General features: G+C 69.6%; 17 protein-coding genes. 12 read left to right on the forward strand and 5 right to left on the reverse strand.

Annotated elements, in window-relative coordinates; all coding sequences use genetic code 11:
• Positions 1 to 9 precede the first annotated feature (9 nt).
• A complete protein-coding gene (locus tag Q0937_RS01480) occupies positions 10 to 1452 on the reverse strand; it encodes a SulP family inorganic anion transporter (RefSeq protein WP_299299626.1) in 1443 nt (480 codons plus the stop codon).
• Positions 1453 to 1641: 189 nt separating this feature from the next.
• Here Q0937_RS01480 and Q0937_RS01485 point away from each other — a divergent pair, with 189 nt between their 5' ends.
• The 4 genes from Q0937_RS01485 to Q0937_RS01500 all read left to right on the forward strand — a co-directional run bounded on the left by Q0937_RS01485 (position 1642) and on the right by Q0937_RS01500 (position 3944).
• Positions 1642 to 1941 (forward strand): hypothetical protein, encoded by a 300-nt coding sequence (locus tag Q0937_RS01485; RefSeq protein ID WP_299298985.1) that lies wholly within the window; start codon positions 1642 to 1644, stop codon positions 1939 to 1941.
• On the forward strand, positions 1938 to 2090 hold the full coding sequence (locus Q0937_RS01490) for a hypothetical protein (RefSeq protein ID WP_299298987.1): 153 nt from the start codon (positions 1938 to 1940) through the stop codon (positions 2088 to 2090). The genes Q0937_RS01485 and Q0937_RS01490 overlap by 4 nt, the downstream gene beginning before the upstream one ends.
• Before the next feature lie 78 nt (positions 2091 to 2168).
• On the forward strand, positions 2169 to 2564 hold the full coding sequence (locus tag Q0937_RS01495; RefSeq protein WP_299298989.1) for a hypothetical protein: 396 nt from the start codon (positions 2169 to 2171) through the stop codon (positions 2562 to 2564).
• Positions 2565 to 2729: 165 nt separating this feature from the next.
• Entirely contained in the window at positions 2730 to 3944 is a 1215-nt protein-coding gene (locus Q0937_RS01500; protein WP_299298991.1) for a calcium:proton antiporter, read from the forward strand.
• Between the two features lie 27 nt (positions 3945 to 3971).
• Here the strand turns inward: Q0937_RS01500 and Q0937_RS01505 are convergent, their stop codons facing one another.
• Positions 3972 to 5675 (reverse strand): AMP-binding protein, encoded by a 1704-nt coding sequence (locus Q0937_RS01505; RefSeq protein WP_299298993.1) that lies wholly within the window; start codon positions 5673 to 5675, stop codon positions 3972 to 3974.
• A gap of 146 nt (positions 5676 to 5821) precedes the next feature.
• Between Q0937_RS01505 and Q0937_RS01510 the strand changes: the two genes are divergently transcribed.
• On the forward strand, positions 5822 to 6571 hold the full coding sequence (locus Q0937_RS01510; protein WP_299298995.1) for a dienelactone hydrolase family protein: 750 nt from the start codon (positions 5822 to 5824) through the stop codon (positions 6569 to 6571).
• A gap of 71 nt (positions 6572 to 6642) precedes the next feature.
• On the opposite strand, the gene Q0937_RS01515 is transcribed toward Q0937_RS01510, so the two are convergent.
• A complete protein-coding gene (locus tag Q0937_RS01515; protein WP_299298996.1) occupies positions 6643 to 7749 on the reverse strand; it encodes a Gfo/Idh/MocA family protein in 1107 nt (368 codons plus the stop codon).
• Between the two features lie 71 nt (positions 7750 to 7820).
• Positions 7821 to 9083 (reverse strand): ROK family protein, encoded by a 1263-nt coding sequence (locus tag Q0937_RS01520; RefSeq protein ID WP_299298998.1) that lies wholly within the window; start codon positions 9081 to 9083, stop codon positions 7821 to 7823.
• Positions 9084 to 9200: 117 nt separating this feature from the next.
• Between Q0937_RS01520 and Q0937_RS01525 the strand changes: the two genes are divergently transcribed.
• From Q0937_RS01525 to Q0937_RS01540, 4 genes are all read left to right on the forward strand, one after another.
• Positions 9201 to 10475, forward strand: a complete 1275-nt coding sequence (locus Q0937_RS01525) for an ABC transporter substrate-binding protein (RefSeq protein ID WP_299299001.1) — start codon at positions 9201 to 9203, stop codon at positions 10473 to 10475.
• 76 nt (positions 10476 to 10551) lie between these two features.
• Positions 10552 to 11484, forward strand: coding sequence for a carbohydrate ABC transporter permease (locus Q0937_RS01530; RefSeq protein WP_299299003.1), 933 nt, complete (start codon positions 10552 to 10554; stop codon positions 11482 to 11484).
• Positions 11484 to 12416, forward strand: coding sequence for a carbohydrate ABC transporter permease (locus tag Q0937_RS01535; protein ID WP_299299004.1), 933 nt, complete (start codon positions 11484 to 11486; stop codon positions 12414 to 12416). The genes Q0937_RS01530 and Q0937_RS01535 overlap by 1 nt, the downstream gene beginning before the upstream one ends.
• 57 nt (positions 12417 to 12473) lie before the next feature.
• Positions 12474 to 14201: a glycoside hydrolase family 13 protein gene (locus Q0937_RS01540; RefSeq protein WP_299299006.1), complete on the forward strand. Its 1728-nt coding sequence runs from the start codon at positions 12474 to 12476 to the stop codon at positions 14199 to 14201.
• 135 nt (positions 14202 to 14336) lie between these two features.
• On the opposite strand, the gene Q0937_RS01545 is transcribed toward Q0937_RS01540, so the two are convergent.
• On the reverse strand, positions 14337 to 16562 hold the full coding sequence (locus tag Q0937_RS01545; RefSeq protein ID WP_299299008.1) for a Dabb family protein: 2226 nt from the start codon (positions 16560 to 16562) through the stop codon (positions 14337 to 14339).
• Between the two features lie 347 nt (positions 16563 to 16909).
• Between Q0937_RS01545 and Q0937_RS01550 the strand changes: the two genes are divergently transcribed.
• The 3 genes from Q0937_RS01550 to Q0937_RS01560 all read left to right on the forward strand — a co-directional run bounded on the left by Q0937_RS01550 (position 16910) and on the right by Q0937_RS01560 (position 18288).
• Positions 16910 to 17323: a cupin domain-containing protein gene (locus Q0937_RS01550; RefSeq protein WP_299299010.1), complete on the forward strand. Its 414-nt coding sequence runs from the start codon at positions 16910 to 16912 to the stop codon at positions 17321 to 17323.
• A gap of 143 nt (positions 17324 to 17466) precedes the next feature.
• Positions 17467 to 17592: a hypothetical protein gene (locus Q0937_RS01555; RefSeq protein ID WP_299299012.1), complete on the forward strand. Its 126-nt coding sequence runs from the start codon at positions 17467 to 17469 to the stop codon at positions 17590 to 17592.
• 234 nt (positions 17593 to 17826) lie between these two features.
• On the forward strand, positions 17827 to 18288 hold the full coding sequence (locus Q0937_RS01560) for a VOC family protein (protein ID WP_299299014.1): 462 nt from the start codon (positions 17827 to 17829) through the stop codon (positions 18286 to 18288).
• The last annotated feature ends 97 nt before the right edge of the window (positions 18289 to 18385 follow it).

An 18385-nucleotide genomic window follows, 5' to 3' on the forward strand; every position in this document is an offset into this window, starting at 1 on the left:
TGGACAGCGTCAGTTCAGTGTGCCGGTGAGCCTGTCGCGGAACTGGGTGGAGTGCTCGTCCAGCCCGGTGAAGCGCACTTCGATGCCGTGGTCGGCGTACTTGGTCTGCACGGAGTCGAGCACGGCGACGGTCGAGGCGTCCCAGATCTGGGCTGCGGAGAAGTCGATGGTGACCTGCGGGGGGTCCTGGGCGTAGGTGAACTGCTCGACGAGGTCGTTGCTGCTGCCGAAGAAGAGGGGCCCGCGCACGGTGTACGTCGCCTCCCCGTCGGTGACCAGGCGGTGCACGCTGGTCACGTGCGCGATCCGGCGGGCGAACAGCACCATCGCCAGCAGCGCCCCGGCGGCGACGCCGATCGCCAGGTTGTTCGTGGCCACGACGACCACCACGGTCGTGACCATCACCAGGGTCTCCGACCACGGCATCCGCTTGAGGGTCGCGGGGCGCACGCTGTGGAAGTCCACGGTGGAGACGGCCACGACCATCATCACCGCGGCGAGCGCGGCCATCGGGATCGCCTCCATGAGGTCCGAGAGCACGGTGACCAGGATCAGCAGCATCACCCCGGCGAAGAAGGTGGACAACCGGGTGCGGGCCCGGCCGAGCTTCACGTTGACCACGGTCTGCCCGATCATCGCGCAGCCAGCGATGCCGCCCCAGCAGCCGGCGAGGATGTTGGCGACGCCGAGCGCCCAGGATTCGCGGCTCTTGTGGGAGCGGGTGTCGGTGATGTCGTCGACCAGCTTGGCGGTCAGCAGGGTCTCCATCAGGCCCACGAAGGCGACGCTGAGGGCGGTGGGGAGGATCAGGCGCAGGGTGTCGAGGTCCAGCGGGACGAGCAGCGGGGTGATCCCGGGCAGCCCGCCGGAGACATCGCCCTGGTCCCCGACAGTGGGGACGGAGAGGTTCGCGAACATTGCGATCGCGGTGACCAGCACGATCGCGACCAGCGGGGCGGGCACAGCCTTGGTGAACCGCGGCAGCAGCAGCACCACCAGCAGGGTCAGCGCGAACAGCGGATAGACCATGACCGGCACGTCGAGCACGTGCTGCAGCTGGGCGGCGAAGATGAGGATGCCCAGGGCGTTGACGAAGCCGATCATCACCGAGCGCGGGATGAACCGCATGATCCTGGCGAGCCCCAGCACCCCGAAGAGGATCTGGATGATGCCGGCGAGGATCACCGTCGGCAGCAGGTATTCGACACCGTGGGTGCGCACCAGCGGTGCGACCACGAGGGCGACGGCGCCCGCGGCGGCCGTGATCATGGCGGGGCGGCCACCGAGGATCGACATCGAGATCGCGAGCACCACCGAAGCGATGAGGCTGACCTTCGGGTCCACGCCCGCGATCACCGAGAACGAGATCACCTCGGGGATCAGCGCGAGCGTGGTGACCGCTCCGGCGAGCGCCTCGGTGGTGAGGAGCCGCGGGTTCCGCAGGGCCTGCATCGTGGTGGGGCTCGACGTCGAGGTCGAAGCCGGTGTCGGGGTCGGTGTCACGCCCGTGATGCTATCGGCGTCGCACGTCCCTCGCAGGTGCGGTCCGCTTCTCGGCGCACGGGGTCACAGCGGCCGGGTCTACGCTGGTGGATCCCACCCCGTCGGCCCTGCCGACGGTTCTGATCGGACAGAGGATCCATGACTCCACGCACCCGCCGCCGCTTCGACGCCACCTGGCTGCCCTTCGGCATGATGATCGGATTCACCGTGGGGATCGGCATGGGTCTCAGGGTGATCGACAACGTCGTCTTCGGCGCCATGATCGGCTTCGCCCTCGGCGCCGCTCTCGGCATCGCCCTCGGATTCCGCGACCCCCGACGCTCGGGCGGCGGAGTGGACGCGGAGGATGCCGCCGATGAGCAGTACCGCCGCGAGCATGGGGATCCGATCCCGCGGCGCCGCGACTCCGGATCATCGCCGGGCCAGGACCCCTCATGAGGACCGCGAGCATCGCACGACGCACCCGCTCCGCCCTGGCGCTCGCCGCCGGCACGGCCCTGCTGGGCCTCGGCGCCTGCGACACCGACGCCGGGGACGGCCCCGAGGAGACCTCTGCCGCACCCTCCACGAGCTCCGACGACGGCTGAGCGCAGGAGACGGATCCGACCGGCGAGGACTACCTGGCGTCCGACAACGACGGCACCGCCGAGTGCGAAGCCGAGCTGGTGCTCGAGCCGGGAGCCGCGGCCGTCGGCTGCCTCGGCCCCGCGAGCACAGACCGCATCGAACCGAACCAGGAGTGGATCGCTCATGCGGTCATGGTCCCGTCCGGGTCCGGCTTCCAGAACGGCTCGAGCGTCGCGGTGCTGTTCTCCACCGGCACCGAGCTGCCCCAGGAAGCGGATGACCTGCTGAACGAGAACGTCGCCCTGACCGGCCTGGGCTTCGGCTCCGTCGACGGAATGGACGCGCTCAGCGCCGACGACGTGGCAGCGAGCACCCTGGACTGCGAGGCGAGGACCGCCGACAGCACCACCTGGGACCTGGTGCTCGCGCCCGGCACCTATCTGGACAACGACCACGGTCTGCTGGTGGGGATCGATCGCACGAGCGATGACTGACGCCCCTGGACCGAGCACGGTCAGGTCGCTCACCGGCAGTGGCTCGATCTACCCGGGCACGGCTATCGTGTCAGGGGCGTCGGGCGATTCCCGCCGACGCCGCGGCCGGGACGACCCGGGCGACGGATCCGCCTGAGGACGGCCTCACAGGAGGACTCTCCCGACATGCCGTCGCACTCCCCCGCGCCCGCCCCGGACGGCCGCAGCACGATCCGCACCATCCTCACCCCCGGCGCGGTCCTCCGCCTGGTGCTCGGCTGGGCCGCCGTCGGCGTGCTGACGCTCGCCGCCCCGCTGCTGGCCGCTCCCCTGCCCTCCCCCGTGCTCACCCTGGTGCTGGCAGCGATCGTCGCCGTGATCGTGGTCGCCGCCGGCGGCGTGGTCCACCAGGCCGAGGCGCTCGCGCGCCGGCTCGGCGACCCGTACGGCACGCTCGTGCTGACGCTGTCGATCGTGGTGATCGAGGTGGCGCTGATCGCCGCGGTGATGCTCGGCCCCGGCGAGCACGCCGTGATCGCCCGGGACTCGGTGATGGCGGTCTCGATGATCATCATGAACCTCGCGCTCGGCCTCTGCCTGCTGGCGGGCGGCCTGCGGCACGGCTCCCTCGCTCCGCACCGGGTGGGAACCTCCGCCTACCTGGTGATGCTCACCGCGCTGGCCGCGCTCACCTTCGCGCTGCCCGCGACGATCGGCGACGGGGGCAGCTACGCCCCGGGCCAGGCGCTGGTGATCGGCGGGCTCACGATGGCGGTGTACGCCTTCTTCCTCTGGCGCCAGGTGGGAGCCCAGGCGGGTGAGTTCCAGGAGGTCGAGCGACCCGTCGGCGTCGCCGGAACTCCCGATCCCGCGCCCGGACCGGACCCCGCCGCCCCCCAGCAGAGCGCCAGGAACCGCCCCGCACTGGGGGAGGTCCTCTCCGTGCACCGCTCAGAGCTGCTGGGCCGCGCCGCCGTGCTGATCGCGACCGTGCTGCCGATCGTGCTGCTCTCGCACGATATGGCGGGCCTGCTCGATGACGGCCTGGCGCGGCTCGGGGCCCCGGTCGCGCTCGGCGGGGTGCTGATCGCGGCGATCGTGTTCACCCCGGAATCGATCACCGCGGTGCGGGCGGCGCTGAACGGGGAGATGCAGCGGGTGGTGAACCTGTGCCATGGCGCGCTGGTCTCGACCCTCGCGCTCACCATCCCCACGGTGCTGGTGATCGGGCTGGCCACCGGCACCGAGGTGGTGCTCGCGGAATCACCGAAGAACCTGCTGCTGCTCGGCGTGACCCTGGCGGTCGCCGCGATCTCGGCGAGCGCCCCGCGGACCACCGCCGTGCATGGCGCGGTGCACCTGCTGCTGTTCGGCGTCTACGCCCTCATGCTCTTCTCCTGAGCACTTCCCTGCTCAGCACTGCCTCGCTCAGCGCCGGGGGCGCCGACGGTCGAGCTCCTGGAGGCGGTCGCGAACCTCACGGCGCAGGACCTTGCCCATCTCGTTGCGCGGGAGCTCGGTCACCACGTGGAAGCGGCGCGGCACCTTGTAGGCGGTCAGCCGTTCCTTGAGCCGACGGCGCAGGTCCTCGACATCGGGGAGCAGCCCATCGGGCGTGACGATCGCGGCGACCACCTCCTCGGTGCCCAGTCCATCGACCAGGCCCACCACGGCGATGTCCTCGATGCCATGTTCCCCCCGGATCGCGTCCTCGACCTCGGAGGGGTAGACGTTGAAGCCGCCGGTGATCACCATCTCCTTGAGCCGGTCGACGATCCTGAGGAACCCACGCTCATCGACCTGGGCGATGTCGCCGGTGCGGAACCAGCCGTCATGGAACGCCTCGGCGGTCTCCTCGGGGCGGTCGCGATATCCGGAGAACACCTGCGGGCCCCGCACCAGGATCTCCCCCGGCTCACCGGGCTCCACATCCCGGCCGAGGTCCTCGGGGTCGACCAGGCGTACCTGGGTGTCGGGGAAGGGGATGCCGATCGAGCCCGGGGTGCGGGTGCTGTCCACGGGGTTGCCGCAGACGATCGGCGAGCACTCCGAGAGCCCGTAGCCCTCGATCAGCAGGCCACCGGTCGCCGTCTCCCAGGCCTCGATGAGTTCGGATCGCAGCGGCATCGCTCCAGCGATCCCGGTGCGGATCCCCTCGAGCGAGACGCCCCGCTCCTTCGCGCCGGTGACGACGCGATCGAACAGCGGTGGCACCGCGATCATCGTCGTCGGTCGCCGCCGCTTGATCGCATCGAGGATCAGTCCGGTCTCGGGCTTGGGGATCAGGTGCAGCATCGCCCCGACGCTCAGGCCCGCGTTCATCGACAGCGAACAGCCGAACACATGGAAGAGCGGCAGGCAGGCCATGAACACCTCCTTGCCCGGGACCAGGGGCGTGACCCATTCGCGGGCCTGAGTGGTGGAGGCGATCAGGTTGGCATGACTGAGCGGTACACCCTTCGGGGCGCCGGTGGTGCCCGAGGTGTACAGCAGCAAGGCGGTGTCCTCGCGCGCCGGACGGGAGGCGGCGGGTGCCGGGGCGGCCTCGCGGCGCAGCCCGGAGAAGGGAAGAGTGCCGGCCGGCGCGGGCCGGGAGAGCTGGTTCCGTGAGGCACGGGCCTTCTTCAGCGGCAGCCGCAGCAGGGCGCGCTTCCCGCGGGGCATCTCCTCGATGAGATCCACCGCGATGATCGCGCCCGGGCGCACCTCTTCCGGCAGCTCCTGCAGGGTCCCGGCCGCGGCGTTCCACACGATCGCGACCTCCGCGCGGTGGTCGGCGAACATCGGCGCGAGCTCGTGGGCCGGGTATAGCGGGTTGTGCTCGACGACGGTCGCGCCGCACCGCAGCGCGGCGTAGAAGGCTACGACGTGCTGGGGGCAGGTGGGCATCAGCAGCGCCACGGTCGATCCCGGCCCTACGCCCAGGCGGTGCAGGTTCCCGGCCACGGCCCGCACCTGGGCGGCGAGCTCGGCATAGCTCGTGCGTCGGCCGAAGAAGTCCAGCGCCGCCTGCTCCGCATAGGTCACCGTGAACGCATCGAACTCGTCGACCAGGGAACCGGCGGGATAGTCCAGATGGCGGCGCACCCCAGGGGCGTAGGCGGCGGTCCAGCCATCCTCGAGAGCGGTCATGGTCGGTCCTCAGCGGTGATGGGAGCGGGTCGAGATCAGAGTAGGCCCGAATCCTGCGAGTCACCTTCCTGCGAGTCGCCGGCGGTGGTCCTGTGGGACTCGTGTTCTGCCGCCCCCGGCGCTCGGGAGCGGGATACAGTCACAGCGTGAGTGCGACGATGCTTCCGATCCCGACCGACGCCGGTGACCTGCCGGGCCTGCTCTGGCTGCCCGAGAGCCTCGAGGAGCCGGTGCCCGGCCTCGTGGTGCTGCAGGAGATCTTCGGCCTGTCCGAGTACATGCAGCAGCGCTGCGCGGACCTCGCCGCATTGGGCTATGCGGTGCTCGCTCCGCAGCTGTTCGCCCGCCTGGACCCGCCGCTGGTGGGGCTCGAGGACTGGGAGGACTTCGACTCCTGGCTCGCCGAGGGCGTCACGCTGACCGGGCAGCTGCCCTGGGAGCGCGCAGAGGCCGACGCGATCGCGGCGCTGGGTGCGCTGCGTGCGCACGGCGCCGTGGACTCCGAGCAGGTGGGCCTGTTCGGCTTCTGCTACGGCGGTGGTCTCGCGTTCGCCGCGGCCGCTTCCGCCGCCGAGGAGCAGCGCCCGCCGTCGGTGCTGGTCAGCTACTACGGCTCCGCCCTGCCGACGCTGCTGGGACGCGCCGCCCTGGTGGGGGCCCCGAGCCTGCACCACTTCGGGACCGCCGATGCGTTCATCCCGGCGGAGCAGGTCGAGCAGATCCGCGAGGCGGTCACCATGGGCGGCGCCCGTGAGCAGGTGCGCTTCGAGCTGCATGAGGGCGCTGGTCATGCGTTCGACAATCCCCATCCGGGACTCCATCACGCCGACGCGGCCGAGTCCGCGTGGCAGCAGACCGTCGGCTTCCTCGCCGAGAGGCTGCCCTCACGCGGCTGAGCTGACCCCACAGGCGATGAGGGGCCGATCGTGAGCTGTCACGATCGGCCCCTCTCGGCATTCGGCGGCGCTCAACCGGTGACAGTCACCTCGGCCCCGGCCTTCGCCGAGGCGTAGCAGGCATCGATCACGCGGGCTCGGCGCAGCGCGAGAGAGCCGTCATGCGCGGCCCAGTCGCCGGACTGGACCTTCTGGAGGAACTCGGCGATCGCCGCAGCGTGCCGGCCGTCCTCGCCGACCACGGGCTGCAGCTCGGCGGGGATGCCGGCGACCTCGGTCCAGACCTTCAGCTCCTGGTGCGGGTGGGTGGGATCGCCGCCCCACTCGATCGTCGCGCCGCCGTCGGCCCCATAGAGGGTGACGTAGCAGAGGTCGTGCGGGATCCACTGGGCCCAGCTGGACTCCAGCAGCATCGTGCCCCCGCCGCCCAGGCGCAGGAAGGCGGTCGCGAGGTCCTCGACCTCGAAGGGGACCCCCTCCTCGACCTGCGAGATGCCGAAGCCGGAGCCCCCGCGGCCCAGCGGGCCGAACTCGGCGTGCGTGGCGGCGGATGCCGCGGTGACCTCGGGCTCGCCCATCAGGTGCAGGGCCATGTCGAGCATGTGGATGCCGATGTCCATCATCGCGCCGCCGCCCGAGCTCGCCGCCTTGGTGAACCAGGTGCCGAGGCCCGGGATGCCCCGGCGACGGATCCAGCCGGCCTTGGCGTAGTAGAGGTTCCCGAGCACGCCGGAGTCGACCACGGCCTTCAGCGCCGCGACATCCCCGCGCTGGCGGTGGTTGAAGGACACCTCGAGCACCCGGCCCGCGCGGGCCGCGGCCTCGACCATGCGGGCGGCGGCCTCGCCGGTCTGGGCCATCGGCTTCTCGGTGAGCACATGCACGCCCGCCTCGAGGGCGTGCACCGCCATCGGCTCGTGCAGGAAGGTGGGGGTGGCGATGGAGACGACGTCGAGCTCGGCCTCCGCGATCATCTGCTTCCAGTCCTGGTAGCGGCCGGGAACATCGTGCTCCTGCCCGAACTGCTCCAGCAGGTGCTCCTCCATCGCGGACAGTGCGACGAGATCGACGGTGGGGTCGGCGGCGTAGGCGGCCACATGCTGCTGGCCGGCCCAGCCCAGGCCGATCACTCCGGCGCGCAGCTTTCGCTGGGCGCCCTCCGGTGCTGCAACGGTCATAGTGCGTGATTCCCTTCGATCGATCATTCGGTCGGCTCGTGAGTTGGTCCGTCGGTCAGTCGGTCAGTCGGTCAGTCGGTCAGTCGGTCAGTGGAGAGCAGATCCAGGGGGTCTGCTCGAAGTCGGGTGAGGGCGAGCTCGATCGCCCCGCACACCACGACGTCCCTGCCCAGCGTGCTCGCTCGCAGCGCAGGATAGGGCGGGGTGGAGATCTGCGGCAGCACGTGGTGGGAGCGCTCGAGCACCGGGCCGATGGCTTCAGCGATCGCTCCGGCCACCACCACCGTCTCGACACCGAGCAGGCTGGAGAGGATCGCAGCGATGTGGGCGAGTCGGTCGCCGATCCGGTCGAGCACGCCCTGAGCGAGCAGATCCCCCTCCCGGCCGGCGGTGAAGACGTCCACCGCGCTGAGGTCCGCGCGGGGGATCTTCGCGAGCGAGGTCGAGGCCTCCTCCGCGGCGAGGGCTTCGAGGGTCCAGCGCCGGGCGAGGGCGGCGACGCCGTCGGCCCCGCGCGAGTCACCGAGCACGCCGTCCAGGAAGCGCATCTCCCCGGCCCCGCCGTCGGCTCCGCGCAACAGGTGTCCGTCGACGATGAGTCCGGCACCGAAGCGCTCACCCATCAGCAGCGCCGCGAGGTGGTCGGGCCCGCGCCCTGCGGGTGCGTCACCGAGCGCCTGCTCGGCGAGGACGGCGAGGTTCGCGTCGTTCTCGACCAGGACCCTGCCATCCAGCACATCGACGAAGCCCGGGTTCATGGCGGGCCAATAGCCCTGGTCGCCGCGGGGCGAGTGACCGGAGGCGTCCACCGGGGCGGGGACGCCGACCACCGTCAGCAGCCGGTGCCGATCCTGCGCCCCGGCCTGCTCGAGCACCTGCTCGACGAGGCCGCGCACCGCCTGGACCCGAGCCCGGCCGGCGCTCTCGTCACCTGCTCCGTCACCCCCCGAGGAGGGCTCGAGGCTGCCTTCGATCGCGCGCCGGACTGCGGCGAGTTCGCGGCCGCGGAGGTCCACCGCGCGCGCGGTGAGGGTGTGCTGACCTGCATCCACGCCGATCAGCACCGCGGCATCGGCACGCAGCTCATAGTGCCGGGCCGGACGGCCCCGCTGCACGACGCCCTCGTCACGGCCGCCGGAGACCTCGCGGAGCCACCCCGCCTGCTCGAGCTCGGCGCAGACACCGAGCACCGTGGCCCGGGTGAGCCCGGTCGCGGCCATCGCGTCGGCCGCGGTGAAGGCCTCCGCCCGCAGGGCGTGCTGCATCAGCGCCTGCCGGTTGGCGCGGCGCATCAGCTGCGGGGAGCTGGCACCCCGATCGCGGCCTGTTGACATCGTCTGCCCCACACCCCCATACTTTCGATAGGTCGTAAAGTAAATATAACACCTGTCATATCTATGACCGCATCAGACAGCGGGGCTCAGAAGCCCCCTTCCGCGAAGGAGACGGCGTTGTCATCCTCGAACGGCCCGCGCGGGCCCCTCACCCGACGAACCCTGCTGGCAGGTGCCGGCGGCGCGCTCTCCGCGGCAGCCCTGGCCGCCTGCGGCAGCGCGAGCGGCTCCTCCCAGCTGACGCTCTACCAGTCCAAACCGGAGGCGATCCCGTACTTCGGCCAGCTCGCCGCGGATTTCTCCGCCTCCCAGGAACGCTTCTCCGTCCAGCACGACATCGCCACGAACCTCTCGGCGAGCTTCGTGCGCAACAGCCCGCCGGACCTCGGCTGCCTGAACTACAACCTCGAGATGGGCCGCTTCATGGAGCGCGGGGCCCTCTCGGATCTGTCCGACCTGCCCGAGGCCGCGATGATCCGGGAGGACGTCGCCGATCTCGCCGACTGGTATCCCACCTATGAGGGCCGCACCAGCGTGCTCCCCTATTCGGTCACCGCCGCGTCGGTGATCTACAACCGGCGCCTCTTCGAGGAGCACGGACTGGAGGTCCCCACCACCTGGGAGGAGCTCCTGACCGTCTGCGAGACGCTCCAGGCGGCGGACGTCATCCCGATCTACGGGACCTTCCTGGATCCCTGGACGATCGCCCAGGGCCTGTTCGACTACACCGTCGGCGGGATGGTCGATGTGCGCAGCTTCTACCAGCAGATGGACGAGATCGGCGAGGACGTCGGCCCCGACTCCGAGGTCTCCTTCCAGAGCACCCTGCTCGAACCCGTCCAGCGGATGATGGAGCTGGTCCCCTACTTCAACTCCGATGCCCCCAGCCGCGCCTACGGCGACGGCAACACCGCGATGGCCCAGGAACGAGCGGCCATGTACTTCCAGGGGCCCTGGGCCTTCGGGGAGATCGAGAAGGCCGGCTCCGATCTGGATCTCGGCACCTTCCCGCTGCCGATGACCGACGATCCAGCTGATCTGAAGGTCCGCGTGAACATCGACCTCTCCCTGTGGATCCCGGAAGCCGCGAACGAGCAGGAGGGAGCACGGGAGCTGCTGCAGTACCTCATGCGGCCCGAGGTGCAGGACCCGTACAACGCGGAGTTCCTCGCCTTCGGCACCACCAAGGACGCTCCGGCGGTGACCGATGACCGGATCGCGGAGATGCAGCAGTACTACGACGAGGGCCGCTTCTACATGGGTGCCTCCCAGTTCATCCCGAACTCGATCCCGGCCCAGAACTACATCCAGTCGATCGCCGGCGGCGCCGACGCCGAGCAGACCCTGGCGCGATTGGATGCCGACTGGGCCCGCCTGGCCTTCCGGGAGTGATCACGCCATGACTGACCCACAAGGTACTCACCAGCAAGGGACCCACCAGCAAGGGACCCACCAGCAAGGAGCGTCGATGTCGACGACGACACCCTCTCGCACCACCGACACGGACGGCGCCGGCCGGCCCCGCTCCCCGATCGTCCACCACAAGCGACGGATCGATCCCCTCTACTACCTGTTCCTGTTCCCCTCACTCGCCCTGTTCAGCCTCGCGGTCACGCTGCCGGCGGTGCTGGGCTTCGGCTACAGCTTCACCAACTCCATCGGCTTCGGCGACTGGGAGTTCATCGGCGTCCGCAACTACATCGCGATGTTCCGCGATCAGGGGATCCTGGGGTCGTACACCTTCACCCTCGGCTTCTCCCTGATCACCGTGATCCTGGTGAACGTCATCGCGTTCGCGCTGGCGCTCGGGCTGACCTCGAGGATCCGCTTCACCGCGGTGCTGCGCACGATCTACGTGATCCCGATGGTCATCTCCGGCATCGTCATCGCCTTCGTGTTCCAGTACCTGTTCGCGAACACCGTCCCGGGCATCGGACAGTCGATCGGCTCGGACGCGCTGTCCACCTCGATCCTCGCCGATCCGGACTGGGCCTGGCTGTCCATCGTGATCGTCACCGCCTGGCAGTCGATCCCCGGCACGATGCTCATCTACATCGCCGGGCTGGTCACCATCCCCGGCGAGGTGTACGAAGCGGGATCGATCGATGGGGCGACCGGCTGGCAGAGCATCCGGCACATCACGCTGCCGCTGGTCTCCGGGTTCATCGTCATCAACACGATCCTCGGCTTCAAGAACTATCTCAACGCCTACGACATCATCGTGGGCCTGACCGACGGCGGTCCGGGCGTCGCCACCCGCTCCGTGGCGATGTCGATCTTCCGCGGCTTCGAGGGTGGCGACTACGCCTACCAGATGGCCAATGCGATGGTCTTCTTCCTGATCTCGATCGCCCTCGCACTCCTCCAGCTCCGCATCACCCGAGGAAGGACGGTCATCTGATGAGCACCACGACTCCTGCTGCCTCTGCGGCCCCTGCCGGCTCCACCCCCGATCCCTCCCGCTCCTCCGCGACCACGCAGCCGGCGCGCCGTCGGCGCCGCGGCAAGGTAGGACGCGAGCGCATCAACTGGCCCGTGACCGTGCTGCTCCTGGTGGGGGCGCTGGCCGTGCTGGTGCCGCTGTTCGTCACGGTGAACATGTCGCTGAAGACCACCGAGCAGGCGGTCGACGGCAATGCGTTCGGCCTGCCGGATCCGCTGACCTTCTCGAGCTTCGTGGAGGCGTGGAACCTCACGAACTTCCCGCGCGGCTTCGCGATCTCGATCTTCATCACCACCATCGCGGTGATCGGCGAGATCGTGATCTCTGCCCTCGCGGCGTACGCGATCGTGCGCAACTGGGACCACAGGCTGTTCCGCTGGTCGTTCTTCTACCTGCTGGCGGCGATGTTCATCCCGTTCCCGGTGGTGGCGCTGCCGCAGATCCAGCTGACCGGCATGCTCGGGCTGGACAATCCGCTCGGCGTCGCGATCCTGCACATCGCCTTCGCCCTGGCGTTCAACACACTGCTGTTCACCGCGTTCCTGCGCACCATCCCGCTCGAGCTGGAGGAGTCGATGCGGATGGACGGCGCCGGCACCTGGCAGGTGTTCTGGAAGCTGATCCTGCCGCTGCTGGGGCCGATGTGCGCGACCGTGGGCATCTTCGCCTTCATCGCCTCCTGGAACGACTTCATGATGCCGTCGCTGATCATCTCGGACCCGACCCTGCAGACCATCCCGGTGCTGCAGAACATGTTCCAGACCCAGTTCAGCAACAGCTACAACGTCGCCTTCGCCTCCTACCTGATGGCGATGGCACCGGCTATCATCGTCTACCTTTTCGCACAGCGCTGGGTGATGTCCGGCCTGACCCAGGGCGCCATCAAGTAACCCCCACTCACTCCAGAATTTCACCCACCACCCTCGATACCCGGAGGTTCTCCGAACGTGACCACTGCTCCTCTGACCGTTTCCGCTGGCCAGCAGGCCGATGCCGACTGGTGGCGCCAGGCGGCCGTCTACCAGATCTACCCGCGCTCCTTCGCGGACAGCAACGGCGACGGCATCGGCGACCTGGGCGGGATCATCTCCCGCGTCCCTTACCTGCAGCAGCTCGGACTCGACGCCGTATGGCTGAGCCCGTTCTACCCCTCGGCACTGGCCGACGGCGGCTACGACGTGGACGACTTCCGGGACGTCGACCCGAAGATCGGCACCCTGGCGGAGTTCGACGAGATGGTCGCCGCGCTCCATGGCGCCGGCATCAAGCTGATCGTGGACCTGGTCCCCAACCATTCCTCGGACCGCCACGAGTGGTTCCGCGAGGCGCTGGCCTCTCCGAAGGGTTCGAACGCCCGGGCGCGGTACATCTTCCGTGACGGCATGGGCGAGAACGGGGAGCTGCCCCCGGCGGACTGGACCTCGATCTTCGGCGGTCCGGCCTGGACCCGGGTCCCGGACGGACAGTGGTACCTGCACTCCTTCGCCACCGAGCAGCCCGACTTCAACTGGAAGCACCCCGAGGTCCACGAGGACTTCAAGCGCACGCTCCGGTTCTGGTCGGACCGCGGGGTCGACGGCTTCCGCATCGACGTGGCGCACGGCCTGGCCAAGGATCTCGACGAGGTGCTGCCGAGCAGGGCGGAGCTGAAGGCGATGCCCAAGGACGGCACCCATCCGCTGTGGGACCGCGATGAGGTCCATGAGATCTACGCCGAGTGGCGCGCGGTCTTCAACGAGTACACCCCAGCACGCACCGCCGTGGCGGAGGCCTGGGTGGAGACCCCGGAACGCCGTGCGAAGTACGCGAGCCCCGAGGGTCTGGGCCAGGCGTTCAACTTCGACCTGATGGAGGCGGATTTCGACGCCACTCACTTCCGCGACATCGTCACGGACAACCTGGCGCAGTCAGCGGTGACGGGCTCGTCCACCACCTGGGTGTTCTCCAACCACGACGGGATCCGCCACGCGACCCGCTACGGCCTGCCCCCACGGAACGGCCAGGCGGTGAAGCACGGCGCGGAGTGGGTGCTCGCCGGCGGCCCCGAGGACGGCATCGACAAGGAGCTGGGCCTGCGCCGGGCACGTGCGGCGACGATGTTCGAGCTGGCCCTGCCCGGCAGCGCCTACCTCTACCAGGGCGAGGAGCTGGGCCTGCACGAGGTCGCCGAGATCCCTGATGCGCAGCGGCAGGATCCTGCCTTCTGGCGCACCACCGCGGAGGACCGCGGCTTCGATGGCCTGGGCCGCGACGGCTGCCGAGTGCCGCTGCCCTGGACCCGCGAGGGCGAGTCGTTCGGCTTCGGCACCGGCGGCGCGCACCTGCCCCAGCCGGCGTGGTTCGCGGACTTCTCGGTCGAGGCCGAGGACGGCGTGGCGGGCTCGACCCTCGAGATGTACCGCGAGGCGCTGCGCCTGCGCAGTCAGCTGCAGAGCGAGGAGTCGCTGACCTGGGACGAGAAGCTCTCCACCGGTGACGTGCTCGCCTTCGAGCGTCCCGGCGGCTGGCTGTCCGTGACGAACTTCGGTGACGCACCGGTCGCGCTGCCGGAGGGCGAGGTGCTGCTCGCGAGCACTCCGCTCGCTTCCGACGACGGCGGCGCCGGTGGTGTCAGCACCGGTGGTCAGCAGCTGCCCGGCGCGACCACTGTCTGGCTGCGACGCATGGGAGCCTGATCTTCCGGGTCTGACCCCTGACCCCTGACCTCTCAGGCTCTGCTCCCCGAGCCGACGGCGATGCCCCGGATGTCGACCTCTGCGGTCGATGTCCGGGGCACCCTCTGTTGCGGCCATCGCGGTGGCGAGGAGCCCTCAGGGATAGGCGATGAAGTCGAGCTCCTCGAAGGCGCTGACCTCGTTCTGCCAACGGGTCGCGACGAACTGCTGGTGGTCGGGGTGCGCGTCGTAAGCGGCAAAGGTCGCCTCATCCGCGAAGGTCATCGCGAACTGGAATCGGTAGGTCGATTTTGGGCTGACCTGTCGCGAGACGGCGAAATCCTCGACTCCGTCGATCTCGCGGAGCAGTGCAGGTGCCCGGGTGAGGAAGTCCCGCTCTGCTGCGGAGTCCGAGGCGTGCACGAGGGTGAAGGAGACGGTGTGGCGGATCATCCGGTCACAGTAGTTCGAGTCCCCCGCTGAGAGGACCGGAGGGTGGCGGCGTGGGACGCGGTGATGTCCTGGCGAGTGATGTGGAGGCGCGCAGTGTCGAGGCGTGCCGTGTCGAAGCGTGCAGAGTCGAGGCGCGCGATGTCGCGGCGCGCGGGTCCCCGTCGACAGTGGGGAGCATGCTGAGAGTTCGGCCCTGACCGGGTGCCCCCGAGGAGGTCCGGCCACGCTGGGCTGTCCGACGGGATGTCCGATCTCCTGTGGGACGTCGCCCTTCGGTATCCGGCAGGTGATCGACAGTTCCGTGCCCGTGCACGGTGCGACATCGGTACTGCCGGTGACCTCACCGGCCTCGTCCTGGTCCCAGCCCTGGGCCTCTTCCTGATGCTGGCCCAGGGTGTGTTCCTGGTCCGGGCCCTGGGTCCCATCCTCATCGCTGCTCCCGGGGTTGTCGACGTGGCTGTCATCCACTGGCGCGACCGGTCCGAGCGGCGGGGCGGTGGTGATGATCGTGGTGCCGCCGTGTCCGGTCCAGGCCACCACGTGGCCGGGGAGCTCCGGATCCTCGAGGCGCTCGACCCGGGCAGTGTCCTCTTCCCTGGCGAGGTTGCAGTACGCGCAGGCACCCTGGCCGTTGTCCAGGCTGGTGGGGCCACCGTTGCTCGCCGGCACGATGTGGTCGTGGTGGCGCAGGGGCGCGTCGCAGTACGGGGCACGGCAGGAGCCATCACGCCAGTTCAGGAAGCGTTTCAGGGCAGCAGGGAACTCGCGGGCCCGAGACTCCACAGCGACCAGCTCCCCAGTGGTGGGATGCAGGAACAGACGGCGCAGGACGACCCGCAGCTGCGGCCCGTCCGGGCCATAGCGGTCCTCGGCCGGATTCTCGGGCTCGGCGAGCGCGTTGCGCAGCTCTTCTCGCAGGGCCTCGACCGGAACCGGACCGTAGCCCTCGATGTGGGCGACGTCGCCGTGATCCGGGGAGAGCAGCCCACGGTCGGTCATCATGATCCCGAGCTCGAGGGTCACCGGCTCCATGCCGCCGTCCCGCCCGAGCAGCGTGTCGACGAAGGCGTCCGCCATCAGGGCGCCGTGGCCCTGCCGTGCACCGTCGGCCCGTCGGCGTTCTGCCTCGAGGGAGAGTCGTCTGTGGACCAGCTTCGCGTCGAGGGCGGGCAGATAGGCGCTCACCGTGGCCATGCCGTGCTCTCCCGGGGTGAAGTTCACGTGCCGGTCCTTGCGCGCCCTCTGGTGCCGGCTGGCAGCGCCATGTGGATCGAGCTCAGCGATGGCCTCAGCGACAGCTTTCTGCCATCGCTTCACCCCGGCGCCGTCCATCCGCGGCAGCCGTTCGAAGAGGCTCGCGTCGACCTGGCGTCGCTGCCGGTCATCGAGCGGGCCTGTCGCAGAGGCGGCGGCGTAGGCGACCGTGGCCGTGATCTTCCCGCCGGCGAGCGCCTGGAGCATGCGGGGCATCGACCCGACGAGGCGTCGCGCCGACGTCAGGGTCCTCTTCGTCGTCGACGGCGAACGCCTGGTCGCGAGAGAGAAGTCCCGTCCGGTCCTGGCATCGGCCTGCCGGATGAGCCGATCCAGAGGTGGGAGGTAGGCGTTCTCGTGGGCAGCGTCATCGCGCGCGGCCTGCACCTGGTCACGGGTGGTCGCCTCGGCGAGTGCGACCACGGCCCGCGCTTCGAGGGCATCGAGCGAGCTGCGCGCGTCGTGGATCGTGTCGAGCAGGTTCTTAAACGCACCGCGCGGCCGCGCACCGGGCTCGAACATCTTCCTCGGAGTGGCCGCAAGCGCGGAGAGCAGGAAGTCGGTGTCCCCGATCAGCTCCGCGAGGCCCGTGGGGCCCGTCTCGCGCAGCGCAGCGAGGAGCGCCTCGGGAGCGGGATGCTCCTGCGAGGGCTCCTGGATGTTCGCTGTCGTCATGCCTCCATTCTTCCCGGCCCGTCCCGGAATCGAAACCCCGTGCGAGAAATGTGGATAACTTCCATCCCACCCCAGAAACACCACACCCTCGGACCCCGACGGCTCCCAGCCTGCATCGATGCGCGACCCATGCCTTCACGTCCGGCGGGGCCGAGAACACCGACACCGCACCAGAGCAATTGGGGATGAATATGTGGATAAGTGGCCACTGTGGAGGAACGGTCGCAATTCTCGCCACCCACCAGCCCGCCCTCTCGCCTCTCCACCCCGCAAGGCCTTGCACTGCGCGCCGCGCGGGTATCTGATGGCCTCAGACCCCACCACTCCCCCATTCGCAGGAGGATCCGATGGAGAAGCTAGACCGCGCACCGACAGCCACCGGCCCGGAGACCTCGTTCACCGGCGAGGTCCTGATGGACGCGATCCGCGGCCCACGCGGTGAGTCGCGGGCCGCGATGAACCATGTGCATTTCACTCCGGGCTCCCGGACCCACTGGCACTGGCATCCGGTGGGCCAGACGCTCTACGGGACCGACGGGATCGGGGTGGTGGTCACCCGCACCGGGGAGGTGCTCACGCTCGAGCCGGGCCGCACCATCTGGATCCCCCCGCGGGAGGAGCACTGGCACGGCGCGCTCAGCGCCTCACCGATGTCCCACATCGCGGTGCAGGAGGCCGACGAGAACGACGAGACCGTGATCTGGCTCGAGCCGGTGAGCGATGCGGAGTTCGCCCGCGCGACTAACGCCGTCGGCGCCTGATCCCTGCCGACCCCCGCGAATCTCACACCGGGAACATTTGTCGACCATCCGGTCCGTCCCGGTCGTGACCTGCAAGAACATCCCTCATGGCGCTACCGGCGAGCACCCGGAGCACCCTCTCCGGGAGGCCGTCGTCTACGTTAGTGATCCCCGCCGGAGACTCCTGCGGGCTTCATCTACCGAAGGAGATCGCCATGCGCAAGGCCGTCCTTCCCATCAGCCTCACCACCCTGCTCCTGATCATCATCATCCTGCTGCTCGTGCTCTGATCCGCACGTGCTCAGTCAGTCTGAGCAGAGTTTCCCCCGTGAACAGGGCATCGGCATCGCCGGTGCCCTGCTTGCTGTGCCGGGTGCCGGACCCCCGCGTCACCGCCGCAGACTCTGCGGACAGCTGCTGTCCGCTCGTCGCCGGACGATGGAGGCACGGCGGCGCGATGCCGCGTCCGCCGACCCGACCGCCATCCGAGCACCCCACGGAATGACACCTCGAGAGAGCCCCCCATGAGCGCCACCGTCCAGATCACGTTCGATGCCCACGACCCGCGTGCACTCTCGCTGTTCTGGAAGGAGGTGCTCGGCTATGTGCACCCGGGTCCTCCTGGCGTCGACCTCTCCCCGAGTGCCGATCCACTGGCGGCGTGGGACGAGTTCCTGGCAGCGAGCGGCGTCCCCGAGGAGCGGCGCAACAGCGCCTCCGCCCTCGAGGACCCCGAAGGAGCCAGGCCTCGGATCTTCTTCCAGCAGGTTCCGGAGGACAAGGTCGCCAAGAATCGGCTGCATCTCGATGTGCGCACAGCGTCCGAGCTGCGCGGGGACGAGCGGATGGCCGCGCTCGAGGCCCGCAGCGCACAACTGGTCGCGCTCGGGGCCACGCGGCTGGAGCGCCACGACCCGGAAGCGCCGACGAGCGTCGGCTTCCTCGTGATGGCCGACCCTGAGGGCAACGAGTTCTGCCTCGACTGACCCGGCTCGACCGAACCGCCCGAGCCACCTGAGCCGCCCGAGCCACCTGAGCCGCCTGAGCCGCCTGAGCCGCCTGAGCCGCCACCATGCCACCCGG

The sequence above is a fragment of the uncultured Brachybacterium sp. genome (assembly GCF_947500705.1).
In the GTDB taxonomy this organism is placed as follows: Bacteria; Actinomycetota; Actinomycetes; order Actinomycetales; family Dermabacteraceae; genus Brachybacterium.

Coding starts and splice junctions, on each gene's coding strand:
- Q0937_RS01480 (WP_299299626.1), bottom strand. CDS start 1,452: ATGCAGGCCCTGCGGAACCCGCGGCTCCTCACCACCGAGGCGCTCGCC.
- Q0937_RS01485 (WP_299298985.1), top strand. CDS start 1,642: ATGACTCCACGCACCCGCCGCCGCTTCGACGCCACCTGGCTGCCCTTC.
- Q0937_RS01490 (WP_299298987.1), top strand. CDS start 1,938: ATGAGGACCGCGAGCATCGCACGACGCACCCGCTCCGCCCTGGCGCTC.
- Q0937_RS01500 (WP_299298991.1), top strand. CDS start 2,730: ATGCCGTCGCACTCCCCCGCGCCCGCCCCGGACGGCCGCAGCACGATC.
- Q0937_RS01505 (WP_299298993.1), bottom strand. CDS start 5,675: ATGACCGCTCTCGAGGATGGCTGGACCGCCGCCTACGCCCCTGGGGTG.
- Q0937_RS01515 (WP_299298996.1), bottom strand. CDS start 7,749: ATGACCGTTGCAGCACCGGAGGGCGCCCAGCGAAAGCTGCGCGCCGGA.
- Q0937_RS01520 (WP_299298998.1), bottom strand. CDS start 9,083: ATGTCAACAGGCCGCGATCGGGGTGCCAGCTCCCCGCAGCTGATGCGC.
- Q0937_RS01530 (WP_299299003.1), top strand. CDS start 10,552: ATGTCGACGACGACACCCTCTCGCACCACCGACACGGACGGCGCCGGC.
- Q0937_RS01535 (WP_299299004.1), top strand. CDS start 11,484: ATGAGCACCACGACTCCTGCTGCCTCTGCGGCCCCTGCCGGCTCCACC.
- Q0937_RS01545 (WP_299299008.1), bottom strand. CDS start 16,562: ATGACGACAGCGAACATCCAGGAGCCCTCGCAGGAGCATCCCGCTCCC.
- Q0937_RS01550 (WP_299299010.1), top strand. CDS start 16,910: ATGGAGAAGCTAGACCGCGCACCGACAGCCACCGGCCCGGAGACCTCG.
- Q0937_RS01560 (WP_299299014.1), top strand. CDS start 17,827: ATGAGCGCCACCGTCCAGATCACGTTCGATGCCCACGACCCGCGTGCA.